Origin of the sequence: Arcicella lustrica, assembly GCF_034930985.1 — a bacterium.
In the GTDB taxonomy this organism is placed as follows: domain Bacteria; phylum Bacteroidota; class Bacteroidia; order Cytophagales; family Spirosomataceae; genus Arcicella; species Arcicella lustrica.
In genome coordinates, this window is sequence record NZ_JAYGIM010000013.1 from 88,859 (window position 1) to 108,656 (window position 19,798).

17 protein-coding genes are annotated in these 19,798 nt (G+C 35.4%); 6 read left to right on the forward strand and 11 right to left on the reverse strand.

The annotated features are described in order from the left end of the window. Positions 1–80: 80 nt before the first annotated feature. The gene (locus VB798_RS17000) at positions 81–740 is read right to left on the reverse strand and encodes a phosphatidylserine decarboxylase family protein (protein ID WP_323260481.1); all 660 of its coding nucleotides are present in this window, start codon (positions 738–740) and stop codon (positions 81–83) included. A gap of 179 nt (positions 741–919) precedes the next feature. On the opposite strand from VB798_RS17000, the gene VB798_RS17005 reads away from it, so the two are divergent. Beyond that, the gene (locus VB798_RS17005) at positions 920–1,471 is read left to right on the forward strand and encodes an RNA polymerase sigma factor (protein ID WP_323260483.1); all 552 of its coding nucleotides are present in this window, start codon (positions 920–922) and stop codon (positions 1,469–1,471) included. 55 nt (positions 1,472–1,526) lie between these two features. Continuing rightward, the gene (locus VB798_RS17010) at positions 1,527–2,918 is read left to right on the forward strand and encodes a hypothetical protein (protein ID WP_323260485.1); all 1,392 of its coding nucleotides are present in this window, start codon (positions 1,527–1,529) and stop codon (positions 2,916–2,918) included. 7 nt (positions 2,919–2,925) lie between these two features. On the opposite strand, the gene VB798_RS17015 is transcribed toward VB798_RS17010, so the two are convergent. From VB798_RS17015 to VB798_RS17030, 4 genes are all read right to left on the reverse strand, one after another. Further along, a complete protein-coding gene (locus VB798_RS17015) occupies positions 2,926–4,011 on the reverse strand; it encodes a type III polyketide synthase (RefSeq protein WP_323260487.1) in 1,086 nt (361 codons plus the stop codon). Between the two features lie 117 nt (positions 4,012–4,128). Beyond that, a complete protein-coding gene (locus tag VB798_RS17020) occupies positions 4,129–4,920 on the reverse strand; it encodes an alpha/beta fold hydrolase (RefSeq protein ID WP_323260489.1) in 792 nt (263 codons plus the stop codon). Positions 4,921–4,926: 6 nt separating this feature from the next. Next, positions 4,927–6,351: an MFS transporter gene (locus tag VB798_RS17025; protein ID WP_323260490.1), complete on the reverse strand. Its 1,425-nt coding sequence runs from the start codon at positions 6,349–6,351 to the stop codon at positions 4,927–4,929. Between the two features lie 157 nt (positions 6,352–6,508). Then, positions 6,509–6,946, reverse strand: coding sequence for a Dabb family protein (locus VB798_RS17030; RefSeq protein WP_323260492.1), 438 nt, complete (start codon positions 6,944–6,946; stop codon positions 6,509–6,511). Positions 6,947–7,134: 188 nt separating this feature from the next. On the opposite strand from VB798_RS17030, the gene VB798_RS17035 reads away from it, so the two are divergent. Further along, positions 7,135–7,713: an NADPH-dependent FMN reductase gene (locus tag VB798_RS17035; RefSeq protein WP_323260494.1), complete on the forward strand. Its 579-nt coding sequence runs from the start codon at positions 7,135–7,137 to the stop codon at positions 7,711–7,713. Positions 7,714–7,795: 82 nt separating this feature from the next. Here VB798_RS17035 and VB798_RS17040 read toward each other — a convergent pair whose 3' ends face one another. The 6 genes from VB798_RS17040 to VB798_RS17065 all read right to left on the reverse strand — a co-directional run bounded on the left by VB798_RS17040 (position 7,796) and on the right by VB798_RS17065 (position 15,819). Further along, positions 7,796–8,500, reverse strand: coding sequence for a sulfite oxidase-like oxidoreductase (locus tag VB798_RS17040; RefSeq protein ID WP_323260496.1), 705 nt, complete (start codon positions 8,498–8,500; stop codon positions 7,796–7,798). A 94-nt stretch (positions 8,501–8,594) separates the two neighbouring features. Further along, entirely contained in the window at positions 8,595–9,824 is a 1,230-nt protein-coding gene (locus VB798_RS17045; RefSeq protein WP_323260498.1) for an MFS transporter, read from the reverse strand. Positions 9,825–10,079: 255 nt separating this feature from the next. Then, positions 10,080–10,322, reverse strand: coding sequence for a hypothetical protein (locus VB798_RS17050; protein ID WP_323260500.1), 243 nt, complete (start codon positions 10,320–10,322; stop codon positions 10,080–10,082). Positions 10,323–10,409: 87 nt separating this feature from the next. Next, the gene (locus VB798_RS17055) at positions 10,410–11,942 is read right to left on the reverse strand and encodes a M20/M25/M40 family metallo-hydrolase (protein ID WP_323260501.1); all 1,533 of its coding nucleotides are present in this window, start codon (positions 11,940–11,942) and stop codon (positions 10,410–10,412) included. A gap of 127 nt (positions 11,943–12,069) precedes the next feature. Beyond that, entirely contained in the window at positions 12,070–13,401 is a 1,332-nt protein-coding gene (locus tag VB798_RS17060) for a sensor histidine kinase (protein WP_323260503.1), read from the reverse strand. 204 nt (positions 13,402–13,605) lie between these two features. After that, the gene (locus VB798_RS17065) at positions 13,606–15,819 is read right to left on the reverse strand and encodes an alpha-galactosidase (RefSeq protein WP_323260505.1); all 2,214 of its coding nucleotides are present in this window, start codon (positions 15,817–15,819) and stop codon (positions 13,606–13,608) included. Positions 15,820–15,949: 130 nt separating this feature from the next. Between VB798_RS17065 and VB798_RS17070 the strand changes: the two genes are divergently transcribed. From VB798_RS17070 to VB798_RS17080, 3 genes are all read left to right on the forward strand, one after another. Next, the gene (locus VB798_RS17070; protein WP_323260507.1) at positions 15,950–17,299 is read left to right on the forward strand and encodes a glycoside hydrolase family 88/105 protein; all 1,350 of its coding nucleotides are present in this window, start codon (positions 15,950–15,952) and stop codon (positions 17,297–17,299) included. 250 nt (positions 17,300–17,549) lie between these two features. Then, positions 17,550–18,278, forward strand: a complete 729-nt coding sequence (locus VB798_RS17075) for an SIMPL domain-containing protein (protein ID WP_323260509.1) — start codon at positions 17,550–17,552, stop codon at positions 18,276–18,278. A 232-nt stretch (positions 18,279–18,510) separates the two neighbouring features. Beyond that, positions 18,511–19,767, forward strand: a complete 1,257-nt coding sequence (locus VB798_RS17080) for a metal-dependent hydrolase family protein (RefSeq protein ID WP_323260511.1) — start codon at positions 18,511–18,513, stop codon at positions 19,765–19,767. Positions 19,768–19,798 lie beyond the last annotated feature (31 nt).

Here is a 19,798-nt window from a genome sequence, read left to right on the forward strand (position 1 = left end):
AATGGTTATCAACAAAAAAAGGGAATTAAAAATACGTAAAATTTTTAATTCCCTTTTTGAATATGCAATTTATATAAATATTAAGCTAGTTCTGCAATCACAGTTTCGCCGCCTACTGGTCTATCTTCTAAATTTACTAAGATTTTAGCATCTAAAGGAAGGTAAATATCAATTCTTGAACCGAACTTGATAAAACCAAATTCAGAACCTTGTTCTACGGTTTGTCCTTCTTTTACGTACCAACAAATTCTACGAGCTAAAGCACCCGCAATTTGACGGAACAATACTTCAGTCCCATTATTGTGTTTTACCACAACTGTTGTTCTTTCATTATCAGTACTTGATTTTGGATGCCAAGCTACCAAGTATTTTCCTGGGTGATATTTGAAATAAGAAACGATGCCTGCAATTGGATTGAAATTGATATGCACGTTGATTGGCGACATAAAAATTGAAACTTGGCGACGTGGCTCTTTGAAGTACTCAGTTTCAACAACTTCTTCAATTACTACTACTCTACCATCTGCTGGAGCAATAATATGCTTTGGATTTTTAACCGTAGTACGAACAGGAACACGGAAAAATTGTAAAATAATCAATGCAAAAACTACGCTAAAAGCGATAACAATTTTGCGTAAAATTTCATTTTCTTCAAAAAAATAAGCAACAGCACTATTTAAAATGATTAAAAAAATGGTCGTAACTAAAATAGTACCTTTGCTTTCTCTGTGGATAGTCATGTGTTTAAGGGGTATATTTAAACAAAGTTAACTAATAATCTTTGAAAATCATGAATTCTTGGCTTTGGATAGTTATCTTAATTGTTGAATAGCAACTCCATGAAATAAAATACTTTTTATAAATATTCTAACGCAACCTTTTTCCAGAAAAGCCGTATTGATGTTGAAACGTTGTCAAAATGCCCATTATTACAGACCAAAACAATAGCCTCCAAACCATACTTGAAGGGTGCCGTAAGGGTGACTCTAAAAGTCAGGAATTGCTTTATAAGCAGTTTTATGGCTATGCTATGAGTGTCTGTTTACGTTATACCAAAACACGGGATGAAGCGGTTGAAGTAGTTAACGATGGCTTTATCAAGGTTTTTAACAATGCCGATAAAGTTGATTTAAGTAGGTCTTTTAAAAATTGGTTCAGACGAATTATGGTGAATACGGCTTTAGATTTTTATCGCCAAAACCATAAGCATTATGACCAAGATGACATTGAATATGCAGAACATTTGAGTGATAGAAGTGATGATGCTTCAGCCAATCTCTCTTATGAAGAACTATTGGCTTTAGTACAAAGATTATCACCAACCTACCGTACTGTTTTTAGTTTGTATGCAATAGATGGCTATTCGCATGATGAAATAGCCAAAATGTTAGGTTTTTCAGTAAGTGCATCGAAATCAAATTTAGCCCGTGCTAGGGTTAATTTGAGGGAAATGCTCAGTAAACGTTTTTAGTTAATCCATAAAAGAATAAAATCAAGGTTCTAATTAATAGAATCCTAACAAAAAAATGTCAGATAAGTGGTGGGATATGTCCGATGACGAACTGGATGACCTTTTCAGAGAAGCCTCTGATAAGGTGCAGATTCCGTTTGACCAATCGTCTCTGGATAAATTAAAAGTAAAAATAGACCCCAAGCCGGTGATTGTACCTGCCACTCGTTTCAAAAACGAAAGGTGGCTACTGCTATTGCTTTTACTTTGTTTCGTAGGAGCAGGAATAGGATATTACCTTACCAAAGATAATGTTTCAGTAAAATTAACAGGTCAAAAAAATCAAAAAGAAAATACATTAAATAAGCAAAAACAATCTGTAGCAACTGTTAAGGAAAATTCAGAAGACGTATTTTCTACAAAAGAGAAAACGACAGAAAAGTTAATTGCGAATGAACATAATAGTATTCAAGAAAAATTGGTCGAACAAAAATCAGCTAGAAATACCAAGCGTGAAGAAATTGGAATTACTGAAAAACAAGTAGCAAAAATAGAGGAACAAAAGACAAAGAATGAATCAGAAAAACTGATACAAAAGCAAAGTAATATCAGTTTAGTAAAGCATAAAAAAACCTCTAAGCCAATATTTAACACACATAATATCACTCCAAATGCCAAAAAAGCAATTGAAGTATCACCTACTGAAAATACTTTGTCTAATAATCTAGCAAGTAAGCAACCCAATAAACTTGCCTTATTATCAAGTAAACCCTTGAAGGCTTTAAAGACAAATTTCAACATTGTTTTACCTGCATTTGAAGAAAGTAATCCTGAACCAACGGTCAATCCAATTGTAAGTACACTTAAAAAATCACGTTTTGGTATTCGTTTAGCCATTGCTCCTGATGCCAATGCTGTTGAAAATTTGGGAGATTTTGCTTTTGGGAAATCAGCAGGAATTTTATTCGAATACAATTTAACTAAACGCTTTACCTTACAAACTGGCGCTATTTACACTTATAAACAATATACCACAGGTATAGAGAATTATCATGCTTGGGCAAAAAATTGGTCATATCGCCCAGTTTTACCAACAAGTGTTGCGGGCGATTGTAAGATATTGGATATACCAATCAATATTCGTTATAATGTATTTATGAAGCCCAAAAATACTTGGTTTGTAAGTGCTGGTGTTTCTTCGTATTTGATGCTGACCGAAAATTATGAATATTATTATCCAGAATCGGCTACAGTTCCTATCAATTTCCCTCGAAATGTATCATGGAAAAGAGATGACGATTACTTCATGAGTACTTTGAATTTATCCTTTGGTTTCGAAAAACGCATCAATCAGCATATTTCTATTCAAGCAGAGCCTTATTTGAAAACACCATTAAAAGAAGTAGGAAGAGGAAAAGTAAATCTTTACAGTAGTGGAATTTTGTTTTCTTTAAAGTATGGTTTTTAGGAAAAGACTAAACAATTTCTAAAATCATAGATTCTAAGGTTAATCCCGGACCAAAAGCACAGCTTAAAATATTTTGATTTTTATACGTATTTTCAGTGTCTTTCAAAATCTGTTTTAAGACAAAAAGTACTGTTGCTGACGACATATTCCCATAATTGCTCAAGATTTGATAAGCATATCGATTATCATTTGTATTGATTTCTAAAGCTGTTTCAATGGCTTCTAAAATAGCTTTTCCACCCGGATGAATTGCGTACAATGAAATATCTTGCTTGGTTAATCCTGAATTAGCAAAAAGTTTGTCCGTCAACGCTTTGATACCTGATTTAACTAATTTAGGAATATACGAAGTAAGCGTCATTTCAAAACCAAAATCAGCTACTTGCCAAGCCATATCTTGTTTTCCTTCAAAGTACAAATCACAAAAGAAAGATTTCATGGCTAAAGAAGGATTTTTTTGAGAAGATTCAGCTTCAATTAACACCGCCGCCGCTCCATCCGCAAAAAGCGCATTCGATAACAGAAAATCTTCATCCATTTTCTTCTGAAAATGAAGAGTACACAATTCCACACAAACCAATAATACTTTTGCTTCTGGATTCGCTTTACAAATAGTATCTGCCATTTTCAGCCCATTAAAAGCACCATAACAACCCATAAAATTAATGGCAGTTCGCTGAATATTGGTACTTAGTCCTAAAGAAGAAATTATTTCAATATCAAGCCCGGGAGCGTACATTCCTGTGCAACTTACTGTGATGATGTGCGTAATGTTGGGTAATTTACCTAGGTCAGCAATCGCTTTTAAGCAAAGTGGTAATGCGTATTGTTTGTAAGCAAGCATTCGTTGAGAAATACTTGGGAAAGGCTCTAAATCTGGAGTTCGGGGATAAAATTCGTAGTCAGAAAAGGTTTTTCCATAATCAGATAATACAGAATAACGCTGGTTAATTTTAGTAGAACGATACAAGGCTTTTAATCTTCTTTGTTCATATTCATTCATTTGTAAGGCAGAAGCCATGAATTCCGCAATTTGCATTTGTGGAAAACAATTTTCAGGAACAGCCGTACCTATTGCATTGATAAAACTCATGAATGATTGCGGGTTTACTGTTTGTTGATAACGAAAGCTAAGTATTTTAAAGCGTATTCTAATTGATATACGAAATACTTATCTAAATTGTTTTTCTTCTGTCAGTAAGATGTCAAATTATAGCATTTTATCATTCTTTTTTAGGTATTCCACTACTTTGTCAAGAATTTTGGTATGTCCTGCCTCCATTGTGATTAATTGGACATTGGGAAGTTTTGTCGCCAAAGGCAACACTTTTTCGGAAGGTAAAATGGTATCGTATTTTCCTGTAAAAATGGTTACGCTAATCTTTTCGTTGTTGATTTGCTCTGCTAGTTTTTTCAAATTGAATTTTAAATATCGAAAGCCTGTCCACGATTGATATACTTGTTTTTTCTTCGTTGGTGTATCCAACATTCTATGTGCGAAACGAATCGAACTTTCTGGAACAATGCGCATTTTGGCAAAAAACTTCGTGAAAGATAAAAGTTTGTCTTCTTGAAAAATAACGTATTTGAATACTTTTCGAGTAAGGCTAAACCGTGTCGCAAAAGCATAAATCGGATGTTCTGAAATACCATCTGGTGAAACCAAAGTCATGCTTTTTATGCGTTTTGGAAAAGCTTCTACAGTAGCTAAAGCGAATCTTCCACCCATACTAAAACCTATCACAGAAAAGGTTTCAATTTTATTTTCTGATAAAAATGTTGTGAGGAAATCTTTCCAAATAGATTTTGTAATTACTTCGTTTTGTGATGCTTGAATTGCATGAATACTTTTTCCATGAAAAGGTAAATCAAAAGCATAGATTGTATAAACGTCGCCAAAGGTTTCGGCAAAATGTTGGAAACACAAAAAATCCTGCCCAATCCCATGAAAGGCGAGCAGGATTTTTTGTCCGTTTCCGATTTTTTGAAAATATAATTTCATGAATGATTAATGACCCTTACCGCCTTTTACAACAGCATTGTCAAAGTCAATTCCTTGATTTTTCAATACACCTTGTACTCTTATTCCGAAGAATACCAAGTAAGCAAAACAAATAATTGGCACAAAATACGATTGTTGAATGCCGATTGTATCAGCCACAATTCCTTGAAGTACTGGAACAACTGCACCACCGCAAATCATCATAATCATATAGGCTGAACCTTGGTTGGTGTATTTTCCTAAGCCTGCCGTTCCTAAAGAGAAAATACATGGCCATAAAACCGAACAGAACAAACCTCCGCTGATGAAAGCAAAAAGAGTAATATCACCACTACCCAATACGCCAATTACCATTGCCAATGCGCCCATTCCAGAGAAAACTAAAAGTGTTCTAACAGGTTTTTCGTCGCAATAGAAGAATGCCGCAATCATGATTAATACACAAATGGCATAAGCGTATAAATCACTCATATCGCTTCCGTGCAAAGTATTTACGCCTAAAACAATGGCAAAAGCTACAAAAGGAACAACAACGGTTAATATCTTTTTGGTAGCTGGTGCTACATCAAAGTTACTAAGTGCGGCTGTCCAACGACCAATCATCATACTTCCCCAGAACATCGAAACGTAATGTGAAATTTGTGAAGAATCTAAACCTTGTGTTACTTTTAAATATTCTCCTAAATTACTTCCGATGGTTACTTCAACACCTACGTACATAAAAATGGCAATCATACCCAATACTAATTGTGGGTATTTTAAAACGCCTGTTCCGATTTCTACTTCTTCGTCGTTGGTAATTCTTGGTAATTTAGATACTTTGAAGAAAATGGCTAATAATACAAAAAGTGCTCCTAGAATCAAATAAGGCAATTTTACAGATTCGATTGTTGCATTTTTAGCAGCATCCGCAGCGATTGAACCAAAGATGGCAAAACTGATAATAACTGGCCCAATTGTTCCACCTAAGTTATTGACAGCACCGCCCAAGTTAATTCTGTGCGAACCCGTTTCTGGTGGTCCAAGGGCAATCATGAATGGTTGTGTAGCCGTTTGTTGTAACGAAAAGCCTAAACCAACAATAAATAACGCTGAAAGTAATAATGGAAAAGATTTCATTTCAGCGGCTGGATAAAATAACAAAGTACCTAAAGCTGAAATAATTAAACCGTACACAATTCCGTTTTTGTAGCCGATTTTGTTCAAAATATCACTCTTGATTACACTTGAAACAATAAAGTATAAAATTGAACCAACTGTGTAAGCAATGTAAAAGGCAAAATCAACTAATTGCGCCTGCCATTGTTCTAAACCAAATTTTTCTTTAAACAAAGGAATTAAAATACCGTTTGAGGCAGCAACGAAACTCCAGAAGAACCATACCGTCATGAGTGTATAAAGATGGGACTTCTGATTGGATTGTGTGGTCATTGAAAACGTGTTTTAGGGTTATTTTTTAGACTGATTAAAAAGGATAATTTTACTTTAAAGCTAATACTTTTTAATTGTTTCGTCAAAATTATATTGATAAAATACCAGAACCTTTACTTATATTGCCGATTGTTCTTGAAAATATCAAGATACTCCTTTATTGCACATAAATATCTGCTGAATCATAAACCACCACTTTCGACCATAAATGATGATTCTCTGCTCCGAATTTTTTGTGTAATGGATGTACCAAATACTTCTCTTCGTCTTCTTTGCTATCAAAAATCAACAAGACAGAAAAAGAGTAAGACGCATCAGTAACGGGTTTGTCAAAATCATTGATTGACGGCAAACCAATATGCGCAGATTTTATCACTTCTATTTTGCCCAAAGCTTTTAAAGCTGCTAATAATTGATCATGATCTTTTTTATTATTAGGGTCTTTCAACCAAAAATATACATGGTGGATAAAAGAAAGTTTCTCGCCCTTTGGCGCTGCCGTTGAATCTGTCGTTGCGATACTTGTCATAATTGTTCCTGTGGCTAATGCCGTTGCTGAATTTTCTAAAAATTGTCTTCTGGATGATTTTTGCATGATTTTATTAGAGATTTTGATTTTATTCCTATTTTGAAGAGTATAAACAACAAATATATCTTTTCTTAGCGGAACTCTATCATGAAATATCCGTGAACTATTTTATTCAAAATATCGGTTAAGCTATCGACCAAACATTTTTATATATTTGAAGTTTACTTAACACAAATTTCCCTAAAACATAAAATATGAATATTGCCATTATTGCCACTTCGCCCAGAAAGAATAGCAATTCCTTACGTTTTTCTAAATATTTGCAAAAAGTATTAAAAGCTTCAGGCTTTGAGAATAGTACAATTGTAGATTTTCATCATTTCGATATTCCTTCAGTGGGTAGAGGAACGGTACAAAAAGATGATTTAACGCTTTTTCAGGCTGAATTAATTGGTGTTTGGGAAAAAGCAGATTTGGTGTTTTTTGTAAGTCCAGAATATAATTGGACAGTTAACGGAGATTTATTAAATGCTTTGCATCAGTTGGGTTCAAAAGATTTTGTGCACCTTTTCAATAACAAAGTATTTGCTTTGGCGGGTGTTTCTAACGGACGTGGTGGTAAAGTGCCTTGCTTAGAATTGACGACTGTTATTAATAAAATTATCAATTTCACCAATCAGCATTCTGTTATTTCTCCAAGAATCTATGAGTCGCATGAAACGGCTAAGAATTTGGATGAACATGCAGATTCAACAGGAAATCATATTTATGAAAATACCGTGAAGGCTTTTGTTGATTATGCTTTGATTGTGGCGAAAAGATGGGTGAAGTAAGTAAATTGTGATTTAGTGAATTGTGAATTAGTGATTTATTTTCTTTGATTAAGAATTTACTCATTCACAATTCACAACTACATCAGCTATATCTATCATTTCTCCAAGGATAGGCAGTATTGGAATAACCTCTTTCTTCCCAAAAACCTAATTTATTTTTAGGCATAAATTCTATTCTTTTTATCCATTTAGAGCCTTTCCAAGCATACAATTGTGGCGTAATCATGCGGAGTGGACCGCCATGTTCTACGGCTAATGGTTGTCCGTCAACAGTATGACCGAGTAATACATCTGGTTTTAGGGCTTCTTCTAGCGAAACATTGGTGGTATAAGTATCGTAGCCATAACACATAATATGGGTTGCTGTTTCTTTGGGCTGTACTAAAGCCGCTAAATCTAACAAACGAACGCCTTTCCAAATCATATCTAATTTCGACCAAGTAGTTACACAATGAAAATCAGAAATATCTTCTGTTTGTGGCAAAGCCATGAAATCCTCCCATGTTAATATTACAGGATTTTCTACTTCACCGTCGATAATCAAACGCCATTTGTCTAATGGAATTTTGGGTTGATAACCTAAATCAAGTACAGGCCATTTGGTCGTCAAAGTTTGCCCAACTGGAGTAGTTGGCATTCCGTGGCGATTGATTACGCCTTTTCCTTGCGGTTTTGTATCAGCCATTGATGGCGTCGCTTTCATTTTTTCTTCAAAACGAGCCTTCAATTTCATCCTTGCCTCGATGATGCGGTCAAGTTTATTATCTTGGTTTTGTTCGTTTTCCATCTTAGTATTTTTTTAGCATTAAGCTTTTTTGTCTGTTTTTGAATCCACTGATTTGCGCAGAAAAGGTACGCTGATATTATAATCATGATTTCTGCTATATCGTTTCTTCTGCATTAATTTTCAACCATAAAAATGCACCAATCATTACAATGATTCCTAACAGTAATACAGGAAAATTATAGCCAAAGTTCGTTGCTAAATAGCCAAAACTTACTGTACTAAAATAGGCTGCGAGTAAACCTGCGGAATTCATTGCTCCAGAAATAGAGCCACTCCTTGTTCCTCCAATATCCATTGAAACAGCCCATGCTACGGGTGCGGTAACATCCATAAAAGCCATTCCCAAAGAGAGTAAAATAATGGCAACTGTATTATTAATCGTCAGAGCAGAAATTATCAAACATATTCCCGAAATACCCAAACCGACAATGGGAACAATCCTTCTCCCCCATTTTTTACCATATTTTTTAACGGCAATATCACTCAAAAAACCGCCTAAAAAGCAACCTAAAGCCGCCAATAAAAACGGCGCTGAACCGATAAGTTTCAATTCATTTTCACTGACACCTCTGCCTTGTTGTAAATATTTTGGCAACCAAGTTTGAAAGAAATATACACCTGTGGCATAGCAGGCATACATCGCCATTAAATAACCTAGATTTTTGTTTTGTAATAACTTAAAAATAGAAGTCTTCGCTCCATGATTATCTAATTGTCGTTTGGCAAGAATTTCCTTTAATTCATCTGCTGAAATATCTTTTGCATCTGTGGGTTCTTCTTTATGCCAGAACTGCCAAAAGATTACCCAAATTACGCCTACAAAACCTAATACATAAAAAGATGCTTCCCAGCCATAATGTTGTTGAATCGGGATAACAACCAGTGGCGTTAAACCCGCACCTAAGCGAGAAGCCCCCCAGATAATGGCTTGGGCTTGTCCACGTTCGTTGGCAGGAAACCATTTCGCTAAAGCAATGGCAATATTCGGATATGCTCCAGCTTCGCCAATGCCAAACAAAAATCTAACCACTAAAAGCATGGCAAAACCCGTAGAAAATCCTGTTAATATCGTAAAAAAAGACCACCAAAGAACGACTCTAATCAATACTGATTTTGCTCCGATTCTATCGCCCAATAAACCAGTAGGAATTTCAAAAAGTGCATAAGCCAAAGTAAAAGAGCCCAAAATCCAACCCCATTGTACGGCAGTTAATCCTAATTCTTTAGTGATACGCTCGCCTGCGGTGGAAAATGCGATTCGGTCGAGGAAAGTGATGACAGAAAGAATAGCAAGTACAAGCAGTACTTGATGACGCTTTTTCATATTTAGATGGTTTGGTTTTGGATGTTTAAAGATAATACTCTTTTAGGGAAATGCTATCGTAATGATTTAAACCAAACACAATTTGATATTATAAATTAGAGCTGTACTAAGGTTTGAAGTTATCCAATCTTATTTGAATAAGAACTAATAAAAAGGGTTAAATCTGTTTTTAAAAGGCAATTTGTAGCGGCAACTCTTGCAGTTGCCGTTTCAGGAGAGGCAACCGCAAGGGTTGCCTCTACACCAAGTCATTGATTAAACAAACATTTTGAATACTAATTTAATCCTTCGTACAGTACCAGTTACTAATGATAAGCTAACTATCATGATATAATTTATATCAACGATGATACTCAGCAAATGAAGCTCTATATAATTTGTATCAACGATGATACTCAAAGCATGAAGCTTTATATAATTTACATCAACGATGATACTCAGAACATGAAGTTTCATATAATTTACATCAACGATGATACTCAACACATGAAGCTTCATATAATTTATATCAACGATGATGCTCAACACATGAAGCTTTATATAATTTATATCAACAATGATGCGCTTTGTATCATCATCTTTATCTTATTGAATACTCATCAAAGCAACATAAGTTTCAAGCCCACTCCATAAATTCTGGATTCTGATATTTTCATTTTCAGCATGTTGATTATTATCATGATTGGCAATAGGCACAGTAATCGTTGGTGTTGATAAATGTTTATCGAATAAATACAAAGGCAAACTTCCTCCTGAACTTGGCATCAAAACGATGTTTTCTTTAGAAGTACTCTGTACTGCTTTGATGATAAGCTGTGCGATGGGTAAATCCATTTTAGTGCGTTGGGCATTATAGCCATCTTTGGCTTGTACACGGGCAATGAGTGGATATTTTAATCTTTCTTCATCGGTAATACTCTCGTTGGTAGTTACATAATAACCTTGTAATTTGATGTGTTCGATTACCTTTTGAACTTGTCTCTGAGCGTCATTTCCTAATACCAATCGTAAATCTAAAGCCGCCGTTGCAGAAGTAGGAATGATATTCGCCACCATTTTACCCACGTTAGCACTAGCGATTCCATTGATATTTAAAGAAGGCAAACTAATTAATTCAGCAAGCGATTTACCATCGCCTTCGGCACGCACAAAACCCAATTCATTTCTCATTTGCTCGTCGGGCGGAGGAATGTTGGCTAAAGCTTGTTTTTCTAAAGCTGATAAAGGAGTAACATCATCATAAAAACCTTTAATCAATACTTTGCCTTTGGTATCCTTCATCGTTGTCAATAAATTCACCAATAAATTAGCAGGATTCGGCGCCCAGTTTCCATAGTGTCCGCTATGTAAAGGACGCTTCGACGCAAATACTTTTACTTCCATATTTACATCACCACGTACACCAAATACTACTTGTTTTCGTCCTGATTGATGAACGGGCCCATCACAAATTACCCAAAGGTCGGCTTTGAGTTTATCTTTATGTTTCGCTAGAATTTCTTCTAAATGAGTAGAGCCAGCTTCTTCTTCGCCTTCAAAAAAGAACTTTAAATTTACCGAAGGTTTGATGCCCATTTTATTCATGGCTTGATAAGCAGATAAAATGGTAAATACGCCCGCTTTATCATCTGAAGCACTTCTACCATAAATTCTCCATTCAGGATTAATGCTTTCTGAAGCTTTTGGAACATTAATAATTTTACCCCCTTTTTCTAAAGAAGCATCCAAGAAAACCGCTTCAAAAGGTTTTATTCCCTCCGCCCATTGATTAGGATTTACTGGCTGACCATCGTAATGGGCATAAAATACTAAGGTTTTTGTAGCATTTGGCACAATTATTTCTCCATAAATAGCAGGAGGAACACCTTTGGTTGTAGCATCTAATTTTTGTGTTTTAATGCCTCGGTCTTTCATCATTTTTACGATATAATTTGCCGTTTTTTGAATACCGACAGTATCATAAACGACATTGGGAATAGACAACAAACCCATAAATTCATGAAGAAGTTGATGTTCATTCGCTTGACGAAATGAACGAGTTTTATCGACCAAAGTGCTTTGAGAAAAAACCGTTAAAACATTGATTGACAACAAAGTAAGTAAAAAGTAGCGTTTCATGGATGATTGTGATAAGTAATAGTTTGAGTGATGAATTTTTTGAGTGATGAATGTTGAGTGAGGAGTAATTTATAAATTTTCACTCAGCACTCTGCATTCACAACTCAAAACTGCCTTGTGTTATTGATTAAAACACCAATCTAAAAACAGTCCCCTGCCCTTCTACTGAATTGACTGTTATGCTACCTTTATGCAATGCCATAATTTGTTTTGACAAACTCAAACCTATGCCCGAACCATTGGTTTTTGAAGTAAAAAATGGTACAAAAATTTTATCCATCAATTCTGCCGACATACCGATACCATTGTCTTTTACTTCAATCACTACTTTTTCTTGTGGGTTCAAATACGCTCCGATTTGAATCTGTGGCGTATCAGATTCTTTAACAGCATCTATTGCATTAATCATCAAATTGATTAGTACTTGTTCTATCAGAGCCAAATCGCCTTCTATTTGTAAATCAAAATCTTTCAGGATTACATCAAATTCAATATTCTTTTGTTCAATCTGATTTTCAAGTAGAATTTCTACACTTTCAAACAAATCTCGAATATAAAAAGTGGAGAACGAAGTAATAGAAACCTTTGCTAATTGTCGATAAGTATCGGCAAATTTCAACAAATTGGCACTTCGTTTTTTGATGGTTGAAACACCCAAAGTAATATCTTCTAATAATTGCTTATTGGCTGGATTTGGATTTTCGCCACTCTTCAATCGTCCTTCCATCGTTTCAGCCAAAGAGGCAATCGGAGCAACGGAATTCATGATTTCATGCGTCATTACTCTCAATAATTTCTGATAGGCTTGTGCTTCAGTATCTTCAATGGCTTCGTTTACGTTTTGGAAAGCGATTAAATGTGTTAATTTACCTTCGTTCATAAAAGTAGTTTTGGCTAATAAAACCTGTTTATGGTCTATTTTCACCAATTGATTTTCGCCACTTTTTAAAGAACTAATTGCCTGAAAAACAAAGAGATTACGTTTTTCTAAAGAAGAAATATTTCTTAAATAAGGAATACCCAACATCTTTTTAAAGGCTTCGTTCATCCAGCCTACTTCTCCATTTTGGTCGTAAGAGAGTATTCCAGTATCCACCAACTCTAATATTTTTTGAAGATATTGATATTGTTCTTCTCGTTCGGAAGAAAGCTGTTTGAAAGTGCCATTGATTTGGTTGAAAGCTCTTCGCAATTGCCGAACCGAGACAGGTGCATTTTTTTCGGCAAATTGTAGGGAAAAATCTCTGTACTGAACAGCTTCAATAAATTGAGTCAGTTCGGTATTCGTTTTATTGATGAATTGAACAAAACTCAAAATCTGAAAAAACAGCACCAATCCGATAAAAAAGAGTAAAGTAAACTTACTGTTTACGATACAAAATGCCGCTAAAGTAATACTTCCCAAAAGTAAAAGTACCCTTAACGTCAGACTGACTTCATAGCGATTGAGTTTTAACATACGTGATTTAGAAGTTGTGATTTGTGAATGATGAGTTGTGAGCGAACTGTCGATTCGGTTTAATAATGGATTACTGGGTATTTTTTCTAATTGTTGTAAGTAACTTTTGCGGTTGCTTTCACATCAAACCGCAACCGCAAAAGATAACTACCCTTAATCCAATTGTGAATCTATGATTTTTAGCTCATTACTCAAAATGCAAAATTATTTCACTTCCGTCAATTCCAACACTACACTTGTTCTTCTTAAAGTAATATCTGGGTTCAAACCGATGTTCATCAAATAGTCGCCAGAGTACACAAGGTCTTTGGCAATGCTTGATTTTGCATCTGGATAGACGTTTATTTCTTGAATTTTATATTTCTTTTTGCGGTCTAATCCTTTCAGTTTTACAGGAGTTACACTGTACACACCATCGTATCGGTTGGTTGTTAAATACGAAAACATCACGGCGTGGTCTTGTGTGGCATTGCTAAACATCAAAGAAGCATACGGATTTTCCCAAGGGTTTTTCAAACGATACAAATCACCATGCCAAACAACATCACTGATTTTTTTGTAATTCGCCAATGCTTGCTGACTAAATTGTAATTCCTTTTCTGATAAATGACTGACTACAATATCGTAACCCATTTTACCCATCATCGCAACGTCAGTGCGATATTTGATGCCAACTTTACTCCAATCAGTAATGTGATTACACTGAGCAATGGCAGGATAAAAATATGAATATTCCCACTGCATAAATACTCTTTCAAGCGGGTCTGTATTATCACTTACCCAAAATTCAGTGAAGTATTTCAAGGCTTCATAATCGACTCTACCGCCGCCACCAGAACATAACATCATCGGTACTTTAGGATATTTCGCTCTGATTTTTTCTAATACTTTATACAAGCCTCGCACATATTCTACGTAAAGATGTGTTTGTGGCAAACCTTTTTTCTCTAAATAAGCAGAATGAGCATTATAGACAACCGCATTACAATCCCATTTGATAAAGGCAATTTCTGGATTTTTGGTAAAAAGATTATCAATTACACCATATACAAAATCTTGTACTTCTGGATTCGACAAATCTAAGGGCAATTGATTTCTGAAATAATGCTCTGGTCGCTGAGGTTCTCGAATTACCCAATCAAGGTGTTTTTCGTATAATTCTGATTTCGGATTCACCATTTCTGGTTCAACCCAAATGCCAAATTTAATCCCTGCTTTTGTTGCTTCTTTTACCAAGTAACCAATGCCGTTTGGTAATTTTTTGCGATTTTCTTGCCAATCTCCTAAACCAGCAACATCGCCATTTCTTGGATATTTATTAGCAAACCAACCATCATCCAATAAAAACATATCAACGCCTAGTTTTTTTCCGTCTTTAAAAAGTTCGGTTAATTTGGGTTCGTCAAAATCAAAATAAGTAGCTTCCCAGTTGTTCAATAAAGTAAGTCTTGAGCCTTCTCCATCCAAAATTCTATACTTTCTTGCCCAATTGTGCATATTTCTACTGGCTTCGCCTTTTCCGTTTTCAGAGAAAGTAAAGATGAACGAAGGCGTTTTAAAATCTTGATTACTTGCCAATGAATACTCCGAAGCATGTGAATTGATTCCTGCCAACAAACGAAGATTATGATAAGTATCCAATTCAAAATCTATCTTAAAATTCCCCGACCAAGCCAAAGTTCCTAATAATACTTTGCCAGCATCTTCGGTAGCTGGTTTATCGAACGACAACATAAAGGTTGGCGGTTGAAATAAATTGGCTCTTGTTCCTAGTTTAGAATCTAGCGTTTTAATACCAGCTGTCAGTTTAGTTTCTTCGGGTTTCATTTCTTTTGCCCAACCACCGTGATAATGATTGAGGTAATAATCGTCTGCCATGAAGTACAAATTAGCAGAGGCATATTTCTGCAAAGTAATATTTTTGGCTTCTTGATGTTTGATGACAGACCATTGTTCTATAACGTTCTCTTTGTAATAAACTTTATAGAAAAGTCGTACTTCAAGGGCATACACTGGGTCTTTTAGTACAATCACCGTTTCAGAAACATTGTCATCAATTTTCTTTACTTCATGACTAACGTATTTCAGTTCCAAAGAAGAATTTCCATCGGCGTGTTTTACTTCGATGGCTGGTTCTACCAAGTTCCAAGTACCACTTGGCGTATAAACAGAATTAAAAATCCCTGAATTTTCATCATTGATTTTGTACTCTTTGGTAATAAAGCCGTAGTCAGACGACTGAGCTAGTTTTTTCCCGAAGAAAACAGTTCCTAAACGGTTGTCTTTATCGGTTTGAAAGACCAAAGCATTTTGTGAAGTTTCAATAGGAATGGTAATCAGCTTTTGGGCATTGATACCAAAGCTGATGAAAAAGATTCCTAAAATGACATAGAAGGTTTTTGGAGAGTAATTGGACATTTGCTTTTTTTAGATTATTTATGCCAAAATAAGTCTTTTTACGAAGTTTAATAACCAATCTTATCATGAATTGATTAGATTTTGTACAGTATTGTCTTTATCTTTTCATCACTCTTAATAAAATTAAAGCATGAAAAAAATTAATCAAATCTCTTTCTTCTCGTTGCTATGTTTGGCTACTTTACCAACTTTAGCACAGCAAAAGCAGAAACCGCTTCATTCAGAAATGTTGCACACAGCACAGCCAGACTATCCAGTGGCTTATACTACACCAAAAGTGGAAGAAGTAACACAAGTACTTAATAGAGTCCACAAATATTTAGATGCTGTTACACCAACGAAAGTAATTAGCAACACAACAAAAAAAGAAATTACAGACTTTAGCAAAATAGATACCAGTGCAGTTGTAGAAAGAGGAACTTTCAGCTTAACAAGCTACGAATGGGGCGTAACTTATTCAGGAATGTTAGCTGCAAGTGAAGCAACGGGCGATGAGCGTTTCAATGAGTATGCTCGTAAACGCATGACTTTCTTGGCTGATAAAGTACCTTATTTCAAAGAAGTATTGAAGCAAAACCCAAAAAATAAAGGACTTCGCCAAGTAATTATGCCACATGCTTTGGACGACTGCGGTGCAGTTTGTTCTGCTATGATTAAAGCGACGAGAAGCAATGTTGTGAAAACAGATTTACGTCCTTTGATTGATAATTACATGAATTATATCAGTACAAAAGAATTCCGTTTTGCAGATGGTACTTTGGCTAGAAATCGCCCACAAGCGAATACCCTTTGGTTAGATGATTTATTCATGGGCGTACCTGCTTTAGCACAAATGGGTAAATTGACAGGCGATAATCGTTATTTTGATGATGCGGTAAAACAGATTTCGCAGTTTTCAAAAAGAATGTTTAATAGTCAGAAAAACGTATTTATGCACGGTTGGGTAGCAGATATGGAAACACATCCAGAATTTCACTGGGCTCGTGCAAATGGCTGGGCAGTGTTGACGATGGTTGAATTATTGGATGTTTTACCTGAAAATCATGCTGGTCGTGCGGAAGTACTTTCTTTATTAAAAGCTCATGCAAAAGGCTTGGCTTCATACCAAACGGGAAGCGGTTTCTGGCATCAATTATTAGACCGTCCAGATTCTTATCTTGAAACTTCAGCAACTGCGATTTATGCTTATTCTTTTGCAAGAGCTATCAACAAAGGTTGGCTTGATGCTAAAGCGTATGGCCCTGCTACTTTATTGGCTTGGAATGCCGTAGCAACCAAAGTAAATGCTGGCGGACAAGTGGAAGGTGTTTGTGTAGGAACAGGAATGGCTTTTGACCCAGCTTTCTATTATTATCGTCCAGTAAATGTATTGGCAGCACATGGTTATGGTCCAGTTTTATTAGCAGGTGCTGAAATGTTGAAATTGATGAAATCAGGGAAATATTCCATCAACGATAGTGCTTTGCAGTATAATAAATAATTTTGTGAGTTAGTGAATGAGTGATTTAGTGAGTAATCTACAAAATTCTCGCTATTTCAGTAATATTCTGAAAAGCCATCATTTGGATCATTCCAAAATGATGGCTTTTTTGCTTAGATTGCGTTTGGAATAGATTTTTTATTATACTCGACTAGAAAAACGTATTTCTATTTCAATGTTAATCTTTTGTTAATACAATACTTTTAAAAGTAAAGCCTCGTTTCTCAGTCAAATCAAATTAAACAATCAAATGAAAAAATTAGCTAAAATGTTAATGCTTGTTATCCCATTCGGATTAGGAGCTTTTGCAAGTACTGCACAACAAGTAATCGTAGAGAAACCTCAACCCAAAAAAATTGAAGTAACAGGAAGTGCCGAACAAGAAGTATTGCCCGATGAAATTTATGTTTCTATTACTTTAAGAGAATATTTTAAGGATAATAACAACAAGAATAAAGTTGATATTATGGTTTTAGAAAAACAACTTCAAAAAGCTGTTGAAGAAGCTGGCATTGCCAAAGAAAATTTCAGTGTTGGTGATATCAACGGTTACCGTGAATGGTTTGGGAAGAAAAAACCAACGACTTTTTTAGAAAGTAAAAGCTACATCGTGAAAGTAGCCAATTTGTACAAAATTGATGGAATCGTTGCTCGTGTAGATGATAAAGGCGTTGCTTCAACTAACATTAGCCGTTTTGAATACTCTAAAATAGAAGCATTGAGAAAAGAAGTGAAAATTAAAGCTTTACAAGCGGCTAAAGAAAAAGCGAAATACTTATTAGAAGGAATTGGCGAGCAATTGGGCGAAGCATTAGAAATCTACGAAATCGACAATGGTTATTCTCCAGCACCGATGTATTCAAATATGATGATGAAATCAGCAAGAATGGAATCTGCCGACGCAATGCCTGAAAGTACTATCGACGTTCAGAAGATAAAAGTGAGATATGAAGTAAAGGCAGTTTTTAGGATTAAGTAGGGTTAAGAAGAAAGAAACAAGAAGTAAGACAAAAGAAGCAAGACGAAAGAAGCAAAATAAAAGATACAAGACGAAAGACATAAGAAAATGATAAAGCCATAATGAGTAATTAAAATCTTTTATCTTGTTACTTGTATCTTGCTTCTTGTTTCTAAACAATTTTCTCCAATTAATAGCACGACTCTGCGGAATCGTGCTATTTTTGTTTATCAACAAAATTTCTTCAACAAACATGAAAATATCCTTATTTAGATTAACCGTCCTTTTACTTTTTAGTGTCCCAATTTTTGCACAACAAGGTATTTATTTACTCAAACCTGCCCGAATATTTGATGGTGAAAACATCCATGAAAACTGGCAAGTATTAGTTCAAAAAGATAGAATTATTGCCGTTGGCGAAAACCTAAAGATTCCTCAAAACACAGAAATTATCAATTTGCCCAATGCTACTTTATTACCCGGATTGATTGAAGGACATTCACATTTATTACTTCATCCTTACAACGAAACCACTTGGGATGACCAAGTTCTGAAAGAATCTAGGGCAGAACGCATCGTTAGAGCCACTGTTCACGCCAAAAGTACTTTAATGGCAGGCTTTACAACCGTCAGAGATTTAGGAAGTGAAGGAGCTGATTATGATGATATAGGTTTGAAACAATCTATCGAAAAAGGTATTATTCCCGGGCCAAGAATGTTAGTTGCTGGTCGTGCTTTGGTAGTTACTGGTAGCTATGGACCAAAAGGTTTTCAGTCGGACGTGACGGTAGTTCAAGGTGCGGAGGAAGCCGATGGCATAGATAATTTATCAAAAGCAGTAAGAACCCAAATCGGGAAAGGCGCTGATGTAATAAAAGTATATGCTGATTATCGTTGGGGACTTTTTAAAGATGCACAACCAACCTTTTTAGAATCAGAGTTAAAACTGGTTGTTGATATTGCTAAAAGTTCTGGTCGTGATGTAGTTGCTCATGCTTCAACCGAAGAAGGAATTCGTAGAGCAATTATAGCAGGCGTAAAAACTATTGAACATGGCGATGGCGCAACCGCCGAGACTTTTAAACTAATGAAAGAGAAAGATGTATGTTTCTGCCCGACTTTAGCCGCTGGCGATGCTACTTCTCAATACAAAGGTTGGAAAAAAGGGCAAGAACCAGAGCCAGAACGCATTCAACTAAAACGTAAAAGTTTCAAAGAAGCATTAGCCACTGGCGTGAAAATTTGCATGGGTGGCGATGTGGGTGTATTTCCACATGGAGAAAACGCTCGTGAAATGGAAATGATGGTAGAATATGGCATGAAACCGATAAATGTTTTACAGTCGAGTACTTCAGTAAATGCAGAGGTATTCAAACTAAAAGATTTAGGAAATATCAAAACAGGCTATCTAGCCGATATTATTGCCGTTCAAGGAGAACCCGAAAAGCAAATCTCAAGCCTAAAAAATGTGATATTTGTCATGAAAAATGGTATTATCTACAAAAAATAAATGCTAACCGCTGAAGACAACGATTAACTTA